Here is a 14,227-nt window from a genome sequence, read left to right on the forward strand (position 1 = left end):
ACATTACCGCATGACCGCCATTGGAATCGTCGGCAGCCAAGGCCGCATGGGCCGCGCCATCGCCGCCGCCATCAAGGAAACGCAAGGCGCCGAACTGGCGGGCGGGGTCGATCATGAAGGCGATGTCGCGGCGCTCACCAAGACGGCAGACGTTTTGGTCGATTTCTCTTCCCCCGATGCGCTGGAGGTGACGCTGGACGCCTGCGCCGCTGCGGGCACGCCGATCCTGATCGGCACCACCGGGCTGGCCGAGCGCCATCACTATCTGATCGACGACGCCGCGCGCGATATCGCCATTATCCAGACCGGCAACACCTCGCTGGGCGTCACAATGCTCGCCGCGCTCGTGCGCGATACAGCGGAGCGACTGGGCGAAGATTGGGACATCGAAATCCTGGAAATGCACCATCGCCACAAGGTGGACGCACCATCCGGCACCGCGCGCCTTCTGGGCGAGGCGGCGGCGGAAGGCCGCGGCGTTTCGCTGGCCGAGGTTACCGAGGAAGGCCGTGCAGGCCTTACCGGACCCCGCGCGGACGGAGCGATCGGCTTTGCGTCCTTACGCGGCGGATCGGTGGCGGGCGACCACCGGGTAATCTTTGCAGGGCAGGACGAGCGCATCGAACTGGCCCACATCGCGGAGGACCGCGTCATCTTCGCCCGCGGCGCCGTGAAGGGCGCGCTCTGGCTGCCCGGCCGCGATGCCGGACGCTATGACATGACCAATGTGCTGGGGATTTGAGGGCTTGTGCTACTCGCGATGCCAATCGGGCTTCGGGCGAATGCAACAGGGTGAAACAATAACAGCATGAAAAAAGCCGATATCGTCGATCTCTTCTCCCGGCTGGCCGAGGACAATCCGGAGCCGGTGACCGAGCTGGAATATGGCAATGATTACCAGCTTCTGGTCGCGGTCACCCTGTCCGCCCAGTCCACCGATGTCGGCGTCAACAAGGCCACGCGAAAGCTGTTCGAGGAGGTGAAGACCCCGCAGGCGATGATCGATCTCGGCGTCGACGGGCTGAAAGAGCACATCAAGACCATCGGGCTTTATAACAACAAGGCGAAGAACGTTGTTGCGCTGTCCGAGGCGCTGGTGGCCGATCATGACGGCGAAGTGCCGGAGGACCGCGACGCGCTCACCGCCCTGCCTGGGGTCGGGCGCAAGACCGCGAATGTGGTGATGAATTCGGCCTTCGGGGCGGAAACCTTCGCCGTCGATACGCACATCTTCCGCGTATGCAATCGCACCGGCCTGGCGCCCGGCAAGACGGTGCTGGCGGTGGAGAAGAAGCTCGACAAGGCGGTGCCCGCGCCCTTCCGCGTTCACGCGCATCACTGGCTGATCCTGCATGGCCGCTACGTCTGCAAAGCGCGCACGCCCGAATGCTGGCGCTGCCACATCGCGGACCTTTGCCGCTATAAACCCAAAACCTTATCGCCCGAGGAGCGGAAGGCATCGAAGAAGAAGGCCTGATCTGCTGGCTGTGCGGGCGCCCACTGGGCCGCAAGGTGGAATATCACCACCCCGTGCCCAAAAGCCGCGGCGGACGGGCCACCGTCCCGGTGCACCCGATCTGCCACCGGACGCTGCATGCCACGTTCTCAAATGCAGAGCTGGAGCGGCAGTTCAGCGAACCGGACAAGCTACGCGCGCACCCGGATATCGCGAAATTCCTGTGCTGGATCGCTCGGAAACCGCCCGATTTCCACGCGCCCACCCGCAGAAGGAAATAGCCATTCAGCTTGGCTGTGCCTCATCCCCCAGGTCTGCACCATCGCGCGAGGCCTTTCGCGCAGCGCGGTTCGCCCGGCGCACCCGGCGCTTTTCGAGCACCTTGGCATCAACCTCGTCGGCCAGATGCAGGTCAGCCAGCACCGCCCCGCGATCGCCCGCAGGCCGCGCCGGCCCGATTGTGCTGTCAAACGCGGTCTGCCGTTCCGCTTCGGCATTCAGCAGCGCGCCCAGCAGCAGCGAATAGCAGGAGAGGAAGAGCCACATCAGGAACACCACGATGCCCGAGAGCGAACCATAGGTGGCGTTGTAGTCGGAAATGAATGCGACATAGAGGCTGAAACCGAAGCTCACCACGATCCAGAGCAGCGTGGACATCAGCGATCCCGGCGTCAGCCACTGCCACTTTGCCGCGCGCCGATCCGGCCCGAATCGGTTGATGAGACCGAAGCCGAAGCTTCCCAGCAGCAACGCGAATACCCAGGTGAGGACCTGGATCAGGCCAGAAATGGCCCTGTCCGCCACGCCGATATCGATAGTGCGCAAGACCGCGAAAACCGATGCCGAACCGATGCCGACGACCGCGACGAAAATCGCCGCAACGGTTAATCCCAGTGCGGTGAGATTAAAGCGGATGATGGAGCGGGTCTCATGCTCTTCGTTGATGATGTTGAGCGCGCCGATCAGCCCCTTCGACGCGCGCGATGCTCCAAAAATCGCCAGGAAAAGACTGACGCCAAGGGCAAGGCCTGCCACGCCGCCGCTGGTTTCCACCGCAGAGCTCAACTGTTCCTGGATCAGCCGCGCGGCATCGCTGGGAACCACCTGAATGATCGCCTGCATCGATTTTTCCACCGTCTGAGCATTACCGATCAGGCCGTAAAGCAGGACAGTGGAGGCAAGGAGAGGAGTAACGGAAAGGAAGGTATAAAATGCGACGCCCGCCGCCAGTAGCGGAAGATTATGAAAGCCGTTCATGACGAAACAGCGCTTCAGAATTTGCCACCATGCGCGCATCGGCAACTGCCAGGGCGTGCGCGCTTCCATGCCATATTCAAGCTGCGCCCTCTCCCGATTGTTGCCTTCCGGCGCCGCAGCTTCTTCCATTCACAATTCCCCGTTTTTTTGCGTAGTTGCTTACGAAACCCCATGCTAAGAGCCTAAGTTCCATGCAAGCAGGGGTGAGGTTGTGGCCGGTGTATGACGGCGAGGGAGCAGGTCGCTCCATAAAATTGCTTCTTGCCTGTGCGATTGCCACCGCGCCATCAGCGCTTCTGGCGCAGCAGGACGGCGGTGCTAGCGCATCCACCGACAGTACAGCGCAGCAGCCGGAAAATCCTTCCGGGCAGCAGCCGGCCGACCCGATCATTTCGAACGAGGAGTTCGAAAAGGTGGTGCCCGAGCTTGATCCCACGATGGATGCGCCGCTCGAATCGATGGAAGATTTCACCGCGCGCCAGGACGCGCTCGATGCCGAGGCGGAGCAGAACCGCAAGGCAGCCGATGCCGGCAATGCCGAGGCGCTGCCCGCCGCGCAGGACGGCGATGCCGAAGAGCAGCTTGCCGATGCGCCGATCACCGATCCCGCGATCGACGACCCCCTCCCCGCGCTGGCCGACTTCCAGGTCGAGCCGGTAACGATTGAGGGTGAGACGCCCGACAATCAAGACGTCGAAATCAAATATGCCTACCGCATCGAAGGGCTGGAGCCGGTCGAAAAGGCGGTGGAAGACAACAATGTCCGCGATACCTTTGCCGAGCTTTCGGCGCTGAAGGACGGCGACGGCACCGCCGCCAATGCCGCGCAGGTGCAGGCGCGCCTCACCAGCGACCAGCAGCTGATGGTCACGATCTTGGAGAGCGAAGGCTATTACGATGCCAGCGTGACCGGCGGGATCGAGCTTCCGCAGCAGGCAGGAGGCGAAGCCACCGCCATCCTGAACGTGCAGCCAGGCGAGCGTTACACTTTCGGTTCGATCACGCTGGATTCGCCGCCGATCGTGCCGCCGAATTTGCTCACCAGCAATTTCGGACTGAAGGTCGGCAATCCGATTATTGCGGCCAACGTCCTGGCGGCCGAGGCCAATCTCTCGGTCATCGCGCCGCAAAACGGCTATCCTTTCTTCGAGATCGGCCAGCGCGATATCCTGCTGGATTCCGTGCCCGCGACCGGTGCCTACACGCTTCCCATCACGCCCGGGGCCCGTTCCAGCTTCGGCGGGTTCGAAACCAGCGGCGATCTGGCTTTTGATGCCGAACATGTCGCGCTGCTCGCCCGGTTCGAGCGCGGAGACCTGTACGATAGCCGCAAGACCGACGATCTGCGCCAGGCGCTGGTCGCGACCGGGCTGTTCAACACCGTCACGGTGGAGCCGAAGCAAACCGGCGAAACCGCGCCCGATGGCACCGAATATGTGACGCTGGATGTCGTGCAGAACGCGGGGCCGCCGCGCACCATCGCGGGAAGCGCGGGCTACGGCACCGGCCAGGGCTTCCGAGTGGAAGGCAGCTGGCAGCACCGCAATCTCTTCCCACCGGAGGGCGCGCTCATCGCCCATGCGGTGGCGGGAACGCAGGAACAGGGCGCGGGCGTCACCTTCCGACGCTCCAATGCGGGCAAGCGGGACCGGACGGTCGAGCTAACGCTGAACGCCCTGCGCAACGACTTCGACGCCTATAACGCGCTCACCGGCCGCCTTGCCGGACGGATCAGCTATGACAGCACGCCGATCTGGCAGAAGCCGCTGACCTATGGCTATGGCTTCGAACTCGTCGGCTCCTATGAAGAGGGTTATAACGAAGCGCTTGGCGCACGTGAGAAGGAGCTATACTTCATCGGCGCGCTGCCGGGCCAGGTGACATTCGATCAGTCGAACGATCTGCTGAACCCCACCAAGGGCTATCGCCTCACCGCACGCCTTTCGCCCGAAGTCGCGCTGAACGACGGAACGCGCACCTATGCGCGCACGCTGCTGGAGGCGACCGCTTATCAGCCGTTCGGCGAAAGTTTCGTGCTGGCGGGCCGGGTGCGTGCAGGCGCGATTGCCGGGATCGATCGCAACGACCTTGCACCCTCACGCCGTTATTATGCGGGCGGCGGCGGATCGGTGCGCGGATATGGTTATCAGCAGCTTGGTCCCAAAGATCCGAACGGTCGCCCGATCGGGGGACGCAGCCTCAATGAAGCCTCGATCGAAGGACGCTATCGGTTCGGCAATTACGGCATTGTCGCCTTCGTCGACGCGGGTCAGGTCTATGAAAGCGTTCTGCCGAAGGGCAAGGACCTGCGCTACGGCGCGGGCATCGGCGGGCGGTTCTATACCAATTTCGGCCCCTTCCGTCTGGATGTCGCAACCCCGATCAATCGCCAGCCGGGTGAAAGCATCGTATCCGTCTATGTTTCGATCGGGCAGGCCTTCTGATGGCCGAGGAAAACGAGATGGAACCCGGAGCGCCCGAAGGCGAACCGGTCGAAGTGACCGAGACCGTCACCGAATATGATGAGCCGCGCGCCCATCGCGGACGCCGCCGAGCGCTGAAAGCTGCGAAATGGCTCGGCATCATCGTGGCCGCTCTCATCCTGCTGGTGGTGGCCGCTATTTTTGCGCTCAACACCCAGCCTGGCCGCGATTTTGCGGTGAACAAAATTAACAATCTTGAGCTCGCCTCCGGCCTCGATATCCATGTCGATAAGATCGACGGCTCGCTTTACGGCGATATGACGCTGGTCGGCCTGACGCTGCGCGATCCCAAGGGCGTGTTCGCCACTTCACCGCGCGTCCGTGTCGACTGGAGCCCGTTCCATTTCGTCACGCAAAACCTGCTCGACATCCACGCGCTGGAATCGCCGCAGGTCCGCCTGCTGCGTCTGCCAGAGCTTATTCCCTCCGAAGACAAAAGCGGCCCGCTGCTGCCGGGCTTCGACATCACGGTCGACAAGCTCAAGGTCGATGAGTTGATCCTGGAACAACCGATTGCCGGCAAGCGGAGTATCGCCGCGCTCGATGGTAGCGTGAATATCCGCAACCAGGTGGCCAAGCTTGCCCTGAACGCGCGGACGCTGCGCAAGGAAGGGCTTGCCGGCGGTGACCGATTGATGGTGAACCTCGACGCTGCGCCTGAACAGAACAAGCTGGATATCGCGCTCGATCTGAGCGCCCCGGCGGATGGTCTCGTCGCCAGCTATACCAATATCGCGCAGCCGATCACCGCGCAGCTGAAAGGTGCAGGCGATTGGCAGCGCTGGAATGGGCGTCTGCTTGCCAATCTGGGTGGAGACCGCATCGCGGCGCTGGACCTTGCCGCGCGAAACGGCACCTTCCGCGTGCGCGGCGATACCAATCCCGGCCTGATCATGACCGGGCCGACCCAGGCCCTGCTCTCCCCCGTCACGCGGATCGATCTGACAACCGCTGTCGATAACAGTCGCTACGATCTGAAGGGCACGCTGTCGTCCGAAAATTTTGCGCTTGCCACCACTGGCGTGATCGACCTTGGAAAGAACGCGTTCGACGGCCTCAAGCTTGATTTCCTGCTGAACAAACCTTCCACGCTGGCGCCCAATCTGAATGGCCGCGGCATTCGCGCCAATCTGGTGCTCGACGGCGATTTCCGGACGCCCGCCGTCGCCTACAAACTCAATGCCGCCGCGCTTGGCTTCAACGATATCGTGGTTGAGCGCCTCTCTGCCGAAGGCTCGGCAAAGGTGGACTCGAACCGCATTCTTGTGCCGGTCAATGCCAGTGCTGCGCGGATCACGGGGCTGAACGCCACGGCGGGTGAACTGCTCACCAATGTACGCCTGAACGGCGACATCGCGATTGATGGGCCGCGCATTCTCAGCGACAATCTGCGCATCCGGTCCGATCGTCTGCAGGCCACCGCGCTGATCCTCGCGAACCTGGAGACCGGACTCTACACCGGCGCGCTGCAGGGTCAGCTCAACAATTACCGGATCGACAGCGTCGGCATCTTCAACATCAGGACCGATGCCGATCTGAAGGCGAACAATCAGGGCGGCTTCACGCTGGGCGGCAAGGTCCGCGTGCAATCCACGCAGATCTTCAACCAGAGCGCGCGCGACTTCCTGGGCGGCAACACGCTGGTTTCCACCGATTTCGCCTTTGGCAGCGACGGCGTGGCGCGGGTACGCAACCTCAATATCGCCTCCCCGTCCTTCCGCCTGACCGGCGGATCGGGCAGCTATTCGCCCGACGGCCAGATCAGCTTCAGCGGTCAGGGTGTGTCCCGCCAATATGGTCCGCTGGGCCTCCAGCTTACCGGCACGCTCACCAACCCGACGGCCGTGCTGACCGCAGACCGCCCAGGTTTCGGTATCGGCCTCGCCAACTTCCGGGCACAGGTGAAGGGTAGCAATGCAGGCTATGCCGTGCTGGCCAAAGGTGACACCGATTACGGCCCGTTTGACGCAGACCTCAACGTCATCACCGGTAATGCGCTGACAATCGATATTGCCCGGGCAAACTTCGCGGGCATCGCCTTCGACGGGCGGGTGCAGCAGACCGCCGCGGGTCCGTTCGCGGGACAGCTCAACGCTAATGGATCGGGTATCAACGGCGTTGTACGGCTGGCATCGGTTTCCGGCGTCCAGCAGGCCGTCATCAATGCGCGCGCCAACAATGCCCGGCTGCCCGGCCAAAATAATGTGTCGATCGGCAGGGCGATCATCGATGCCACCGTCACGCTTTATGCCCAGCCATCGGTGGTCGCCGACGTGCAGTTTGCGAACACCAGTTATGGCGAACTGGATATTAACGCCGCGCGCGCCAAGGTGAACTATCAAGGCGGCAACGGACAGGCGCAGCTTTATGCCGAAGGGCGCAATGGCGTCCCGTTCCGGATTGGCGCCAATGCGGATCTGCGCCCCGATCTGTGGCGCGTTGCGCTGGACGGGCGCGCCAACGGCATCGATTTCAAAACGAAGAATCCGGCACGCATCATTCCGGACAAGAGTGGCTATCAGCTGCAGCCCGTCACCGTGCTCCTGTCGAGCGGATCGCTGCAACTCGCGGGTCAGTATGGCGACGGACTGAAGATCCAGAGCCGCCTCAACGGGGTGGACCTGTCTATTGCCAACACCATCAGCCCCGGCCTGGGTCTGGGCGGCAAAGCGAACGGCAGCCTTGATTTCAGCCAGCCTTCCGGTGCCAGCTTCCCCAGCGCCGATGCGCGGCTCAGCATCGACAATTTCACGCGCACCAGCCTGTCCGCGGTTTCCACACCGGTCGACATCAACTTCGTCGGCAAGCTGCTGCCCGATGGAGGCGATGCGCGCGCGGTGCTGCGGCAGGGTTCCACCGTGATCGGCCGCATGGTGGCCACGCTCAATCCGCTGCCCCCCGGTGCGGGCAGCTGGACCACGCGTCTGTTGGCTGCGCCACTTGGCGGAGGCATCCGCTATAATGGCCCTGCGAGCACGCTGTTCAGCTTCGCCGCGGTGCCGAACCAGACGCTTAAAGGCACGATCGGCCTCGCCGCCGATTTCGCAGGCCGGGTGCAGAGCCCGCAGCTCAACGGCCTCGTGCGCGCCAACGATCTTACTTATGAGAATGAGGTCTACGGCACGCGCCTCAGCCAGATGAAGCTGGCGGGCAGCTTCAGCAATGATCGCTTCCAGCTCGATACGCTTCGCGCGGTGGCCGGCAATGGCACCGTCGAAGGATCGGGCTTCGTCAGCCTGAGTTCGGATAAGGGTTTCCCGCTCGATCTGCAGCTGAACCTGAACGATGCCCGCTTGGCACGCAGCGACAATATCAGTTCGACTGCCACCGGTAATATCCGGATCACCAACCAGCCGGGATCGAACGCGAAGATCGCAGGCACCATCCGTCTGCCGCAGACACGGTATCGCATCATCCGCCAGGGCGGCCCTGAAGTGCCCAAGCTGACAGGTGTGCGCCGCATGCCGCCCACCGGCCGGAAGAAGGTAACCGGTGATCCGGAGCCCGGCGCCGCGCTGCCGACGGTGTTCGACCTGGCTGTCACGATCAAAGCGGACGACCAGATCTACATTTCCGGCATGGGGCTGGAGTCCGAATGGGCGACCGACCTGCGGATCACCGGTACTACCGCCAATCCGGTCATTTCAGGTGATGTGTCGCTTGTTCGCGGCACCTATGGCTTTGCCGGCAACAGCTTCACGCTGACCGAGGGCCTGATCACCTTCAATGGCGGCCAGCTTACCAATCCGACGATCAAGATAGCCGCCTCCGCCGATGTCAGCGGTGTCACCGCGATCTTGAACGTCACCGGCCGCGCGCAGAACCCGCAGATTTCCTTCACCTCGACGCCCGCTCTGCCGCAGGACGAGATTATCAGCCGCATTCTTTTCGGCAGTTCGGTTGCCAATCTCTCGGCCATTCAGGCGGTTCAGCTCGCTTCTTCGCTTAACAGCCTGCGCGGCAGCGGGGGCGGGTTCAATCCGCTGGGTGAGCTTCAGGCGGCAACCGGCATCGATCGCCTGCGCATCCTTGGCGCGGACAACAATTCAGGCCGCGGTACCGCGCTGGCGGCAGGCAAATATCTGACGGACGATGTCTATATCGAGATCATCACTGATGCGCGTGGCTTCACCGCGACGCAGCTGGAAGTGACGCTCACCCCCGCCCTCTCGGTGCTGAGCAGCTTCGGCAATTTCGGCCAGTCCAATGTCAACGTGCGCTACAAGAAGGACTATTGATGCGCGCCGCGGCGTCTGGATTGCTGCTCTTGGTCCTCCTTGCAGGCTGCAAGGAGAAGGAGCCCGACTTCGATACGCAGTACGATAACACCGCCAAGGAAATCGAAGCGCGCGCCCGGAAGCTCGACGCGAAAATGAACGAGCAGATGCAGGTGATGGACCGAGAGCTGGAGGTGCGCGGCATGACCACTCCCCCCACCACGCAAACACCGGCTGCGGTCACCGAACACAACTAATCCGTTCGTCGCACCTCGGCGTCGGTTCATCGCGCAGCATTATGGTAATGATGTATCATTGCGTAACGGCTGCCGGATCAATCCTTCCACCCTAAGAACGGTCGATCCTACATGAAATTCGCTTATTTCCTGCTTGCAGGAACCGTCCTCACGTCTCCGCTTGCCGCCGCCGAAAAGGCGCCCGACGTTCCCGCCGCAGCCCCGGACGCCGCCGCGCCGGCTCCTGTCCCTGCCCCGCAGGCCGGTACGACCGCGCAGACGCAAGACGCTTATCATGACGAACCGTCGACCGAGATCATCGTCACCGCGCCGTTCCAGCGTAACCGACTCGACGTGCTTTCGGGCACCTCGGTCCTTACCGGCACCGAGCTGACGCGCGAGTTGCGCCCGACTATTGGTGATACGCTGGCAAAGCAGCCGGGCGTTTCGGCCACCTCCTTCGGCCCCAACGCCTCGCGTCCGGTATTGCGCGGCTTCCAGGGAGACCGCGTGCGTATCCTGACCGACGGCATCGGCAGCTTCGACGTATCGAACACCAGCGTGGATCATGCCGTCGTTATTAACCCGCTAACCGCGGACCGGATCGAGGTGCTGCGCGGTCCGTCGGCCCTGCTCTATGGTTCCTCCGCCATCGGCGGCGTCGTTAACGTTATCGATTCGCGCATCCCGCGCCGCGTACCGGAATCGCCGCTGCACGCGGAGGGCCTTGCCACCTATGGCAGCGCGGCGGACGAGCGCGCCGTTTCCGGTGCGGTCGACGTGCCCTTCGGCGGCAAATTCGTGGCCCATGCCGATGCGAGCTACACCAAAACGGGCGATCTGGAGACCGGCGGCTATATTCTGGCCCCCGCCTTGCGCGCCGAGGCTGCGGCTAGCGCCGACCCCGAAATCCGCGCACTGGCGGACCTCGAAGGCAAGTTGCCCAACAGCGCGGCGGAAACGTCCGATCTGGCTGCCGGCCTTGCCTTTATCGACGAAGGCGGTTCGATCGGCTTCTCGGTCAACCAGTATGACAGCCTCTACGGCGTTCCGATCCGTTATGCTTTGCAGCCCGGCGAAGATGCCGAAGCCGTGCGTCTGGACGTCAAGCAGACCCGCGCGGACCTGCGCGCCGAAGTCGATACCGGCGGTGGTTTCCTGCGGCAGATCAAGCTGCGTGCGGGCTTCGCCGATTACGAGCATAGCGAGATCGAGGATACCGGCGAAGTCGGCACCACCTTCTACAATCAGGGCATCGAGGCGCGTCTGGAGCTTGTCCAGGCCCGTCGCGGCAACTGGGAAGGTGCCATCGGCGGCCAGATGCTGATCCGCGACTTCAACGTGGTGGGCGAAGAGAAATTCCTGCCGCGCAACCGCACCCAGCAATATGGCATCTTCACGCTGCAAAGCTTCGATCTCGGCCCGCTACGCGCCGAAGCGGGTGGGCGCTATGAACATAGCATCCTCAACGCTTTCCCCGACACGGACCTCGGCAATCCCTTCATCGAGCGGCGATTTGACGCATTCTCCGGATCACTCGGTGCGAGCTACGGCCTTTCCGATGCATGGCGCCTGGGCCTAAGCGGCACTTATACGGAACGCGCACCGGCTGCCGAGGAGCTATTCCCCAACGGGCCGCACGCCGGCACGCAGGCCTTCGAAATCGGCAACCCGAATTTCGACAAGGAACGCAGCAAGGGGCTGGAAGCCTCGCTGCGTGGCAAGGGCGACGGCTATAATCTGTCGGTTTCCGGCTTCTACAACTGGTTCGATAACTTCATCTACGATCAGCAGACCGGCGAGCTGGAGGACGGCCTGCCCGTCTACCAGTTCATGCAGGCCGAGGCGCGCTATTACGGCTTCGAAGTCGATGCGTCCGCGCGTCTCGCGCAGTTCGGCGATTATGCGATCAATGTCGACGGTATTGCCGATTATGTGCACGCCACCATCGTCGATGTCGGCCCCGCGCCGCGCATTCCTCCGCTCCGCCTCCTCGGCGGCATCGAAGCGCAGTCTGACCGGCTGACCGGCCGCATCGAGGCTGAGTATAACGCAAAACAGACCCGCGTGGCCCCGATCGAGACGCCGACCGACGATTTCACGCTGGTCAACGCCTCGCTCGCCTTCCGTCCGTTCGACAGCAACCGCACACAACTCATTGTGTCGGCGAACAACATCTTCGACGTGACGGCCCGCCGTGCGGCGAGTTTCCTCAAAGACTATGCGCCGCTGGCTGGGCGTGATTTCCGGGTGAGCCTGCGTCTCTCGCTCTGACGCGCGCTGGTTTCCTGCCCGGTTGGGGCTGGACGCGGCGGCGCATCTGAATAGAAGCGTCGCCATGACCCAATTCGATCTGACTGAAGAGCAGCGCGCCATCCAGGAGATGGCGCGCAAATTCACCGCCGACGAAATTACGCCCCATGCGGGCAAGTGGGACGAAGAGCATATCTTCCCGCGCGAGACGATCGTGAAGGCGGCCGAGCTCGGCTTCGCCTCGATCTACGTCTCCGAAGAATCGGGCGGCATCGGCCTCGGCCGGCTGGACGCGGCCCTGATTATGGAGGCGATGGCCTATGGCTGCCCTTCCACCAGCGCGTTCATCTCGATCCACAATATGGCGAGCTGGATGATCGATGCGTTCGGCAGCCAGACGGTGAAGGACAAATATCTCCCTTCGCTCGTCACGATGGACAAGATCGCCAGCTATTGCCTCACCGAGCCCGGCTCCGGTTCGGACGCCGCGGCGTTGAAGACCACGGCACGGCTGGACGGCAATCATTATGTGTTGAACGGCTCCAAGCAGTTCATCTCGGGCGGCGGCGAGAACGAGGTTTATGTCTGCATGGTCCGCACCGGCGATGCGGGCCCCAAGGGCATCAGCTGCCTCGTGGTCGAGAAAGACATGGAAGGCGTCAGCTTCGGCGCGCCGGAAAAGAAACTCGGCTGGCATTCGCAGCCCACCGCGCAGGTGATGTTCGACGATGTCCGCGTGCCGGTGGAAAACCTCGTCGGCGCAGAGGGCCAAGGCTTTTCGATCGCAATGCAGGGCCTCGACGGCGGCCGCCTGAATATCGGCGCCTGCTCGCTCGGCGGGGCGCAGCGCTGCCTGGATGAGGCGATCGCCTATACCAAGGATCGCCAGCAGTTCGGAAAGCCCGTCGCAGAATTCCAGAACACCCAGTTCATGCTCGCCGATATGGCGACCGATCTGGAAGCCGCGCGTGCGCTGCTTTACCTCGCCGCCGCCAAGGTGACCGAGGGTGCGCCGGACAAGACCCGCTTCGCCGCCATGGCCAAGCGTCTCTCCACAGACAGCGGCTCGAAGATCGTCAACGACGCGCTGCAGCTGTTCGGTGGCTACGGTTATCTGATGGACTATCCGATCGAGCGTTTTTGGCGCGACCTGCGCGTGCACTCGATCCTGGAAGGCACCAACCAGATCATGCGGCTGATCGTCTCGCGCGATCTGCTGCGACAGTAATCATCTCCGTAAGTTCTAGGGCTCACGGCATTTGGAAAAGTGACATGACCGACCAACTCATCATCCGCACCGAGGGGTTCGCAGGCCGCATCAGCCTGAACCGCCCGGCCGCGATCCATGCGCTCACCACCGAAATGTGCTTTGGTATGACCGAGGCCCTCAAGGCTTGGGAACATGACGACGCCGTCCAGGCGATCCTCATTGACCACAGCGAAGGCCGCGGCTTTTGCGCGGGTGGTGACATCCGCATGCTCGCGGAAAGCGGTGCTAAAGACGGCAAGGATGCACGCGAGTTCTTCTGGAACGAGTATCGCCTGAACCACCAGCTGTTTACCTATGACAAGCCCGTGGTTGCGTTCATGGACGGCATCACCATGGGCGGCGGCGTGGGTATTTCGCAGCCTGCGCGCTTTCGCGTGGCAACCGAGAACACCCGTTTCGCCATGCCTGAAACCGGCATCGGCCTTTTCCCGGACGTGGGCGGCGGCTGGTATCTGCCGCGCCTGGAAGGCCGCGTCGGCCAATTTCTCGCGCTCACCGGCGCGCGCATCGATGGCGCGGAATGCCTCGCGCTCGGCCTCGCCACCCATTATCTGCCTGCCGAAAAGCTGGAAGAAGCCAAGGAGCGCATTGCCGAGCGGCCGGGCCGCATCGCCGGAATTCTTGGCGATCTTTCGGTCACCGCGCCGGACGCGCGCATCACTGCGAACATCGACAAGATCAATCGCCTGTTCGCCAGCGATCGCTATGAAGATATCCTCGAGGCGCTGGAAAAAGACGACAGCGATTGGGCGCAGAAGGAACGCGATACACTCGGCACCAAGAGCCCCCAGACTTGTAAGGTAGCGCTGCGCCAGCTGAAGGAAGGCGCCGAGATGCCCGACTTCGCCAGCCAGATGAAACAGGAATATGCCATCGGTGCGCATGTCGTCGGGCGGCACGATTTTCTGGAAGGCGTGCGCGCGCTGATCATCGACAAAGACAATCACCCGAAATGGGATCCGCCAACGCCCGAAGGCGTCACCGATGCTATCATCGACGAGATTTTCGCGCCCATGCCTGCGGGCGAGGAATGGCACCCGCTGGAAGACTGATCC

The 14,227-nt window shown here is 62.8% G+C and carries 10 protein-coding genes; 9 read left to right on the forward strand and 1 reads right to left on the reverse strand.

The window, feature by feature from the left end; all coding sequences use genetic code 11:
- The first annotated feature begins 10 nt into the window (after positions 1-10).
- From dapB to H7X45_RS15230, 3 genes are all read left to right on the forward strand, one after another.
- Complete coding sequence (dapB, locus tag H7X45_RS07495; protein WP_187336868.1) at positions 11-742, forward strand: 4-hydroxy-tetrahydrodipicolinate reductase; 732 nt, start codon at positions 11-13, stop codon at positions 740-742.
- Positions 743-808: 66 nt separating this feature from the next.
- The gene (gene nth, locus H7X45_RS07500; RefSeq protein ID WP_187336869.1) at positions 809-1,477 is read left to right on the forward strand and encodes an endonuclease III; all 669 of its coding nucleotides are present in this window, start codon (positions 809-811) and stop codon (positions 1,475-1,477) included.
- A complete protein-coding gene (locus H7X45_RS15230) occupies positions 1,459-1,737 on the forward strand; it encodes an HNH endonuclease signature motif containing protein (RefSeq protein WP_246449845.1) in 279 nt (92 codons plus the stop codon). Before nth ends, H7X45_RS15230 begins: the two co-directional genes overlap by 19 nt.
- A gap of 4 nt (positions 1,738-1,741) precedes the next feature.
- Here H7X45_RS15230 and H7X45_RS07505 read toward each other — a convergent pair whose 3' ends face one another.
- Positions 1,742-2,842 carry a YihY/virulence factor BrkB family protein gene (locus tag H7X45_RS07505; protein WP_187336870.1) on the reverse strand — a complete coding sequence of 367 codons (1,101 nt, stop codon included), beginning with the start codon at positions 2,840-2,842 and terminating at the stop codon, positions 1,742-1,744.
- Positions 2,843-2,904: 62 nt separating this feature from the next.
- On the opposite strand from H7X45_RS07505, the gene H7X45_RS07510 reads away from it, so the two are divergent.
- The 6 genes from H7X45_RS07510 to H7X45_RS07535 all read left to right on the forward strand — a co-directional run bounded on the left by H7X45_RS07510 (position 2,905) and on the right by H7X45_RS07535 (position 14,224).
- Positions 2,905-5,157 carry an autotransporter assembly complex protein TamA gene (locus tag H7X45_RS07510; protein ID WP_187336871.1) on the forward strand — a complete coding sequence of 751 codons (2,253 nt, stop codon included), beginning with the start codon at positions 2,905-2,907 and terminating at the stop codon, positions 5,155-5,157.
- The gene (locus H7X45_RS07515; RefSeq protein WP_246449799.1) at positions 5,157-9,434 is read left to right on the forward strand and encodes a translocation/assembly module TamB domain-containing protein; all 4,278 of its coding nucleotides are present in this window, start codon (positions 5,157-5,159) and stop codon (positions 9,432-9,434) included. The genes H7X45_RS07510 and H7X45_RS07515 overlap by 1 nt, the downstream gene beginning before the upstream one ends.
- Positions 9,434-9,670 (forward strand): hypothetical protein, encoded by a 237-nt coding sequence (locus H7X45_RS07520; RefSeq protein WP_187336872.1) that lies wholly within the window; start codon positions 9,434-9,436, stop codon positions 9,668-9,670. The genes H7X45_RS07515 and H7X45_RS07520 overlap by 1 nt, the downstream gene beginning before the upstream one ends.
- A gap of 111 nt (positions 9,671-9,781) precedes the next feature.
- Positions 9,782-11,923, forward strand: coding sequence for a TonB-dependent receptor (locus H7X45_RS07525; RefSeq protein WP_187336873.1), 2,142 nt, complete (start codon positions 9,782-9,784; stop codon positions 11,921-11,923).
- A 64-nt stretch (positions 11,924-11,987) separates the two neighbouring features.
- On the forward strand, positions 11,988-13,130 hold the full coding sequence (locus H7X45_RS07530; RefSeq protein ID WP_187336874.1) for an acyl-CoA dehydrogenase family protein: 1,143 nt from the start codon (positions 11,988-11,990) through the stop codon (positions 13,128-13,130).
- Between the two features lie 44 nt (positions 13,131-13,174).
- The gene (locus tag H7X45_RS07535; protein WP_187336875.1) at positions 13,175-14,224 is read left to right on the forward strand and encodes an enoyl-CoA hydratase/isomerase family protein; all 1,050 of its coding nucleotides are present in this window, start codon (positions 13,175-13,177) and stop codon (positions 14,222-14,224) included.
- Positions 14,225-14,227: the final 3 nt, after the last annotated feature.

It is taken from the genome of Novosphingopyxis iocasae (assembly GCF_014334095.1).
In the GTDB taxonomy this organism is placed as follows: Bacteria; Pseudomonadota; Alphaproteobacteria; order Sphingomonadales; family Sphingomonadaceae; genus Novosphingopyxis; species Novosphingopyxis iocasae.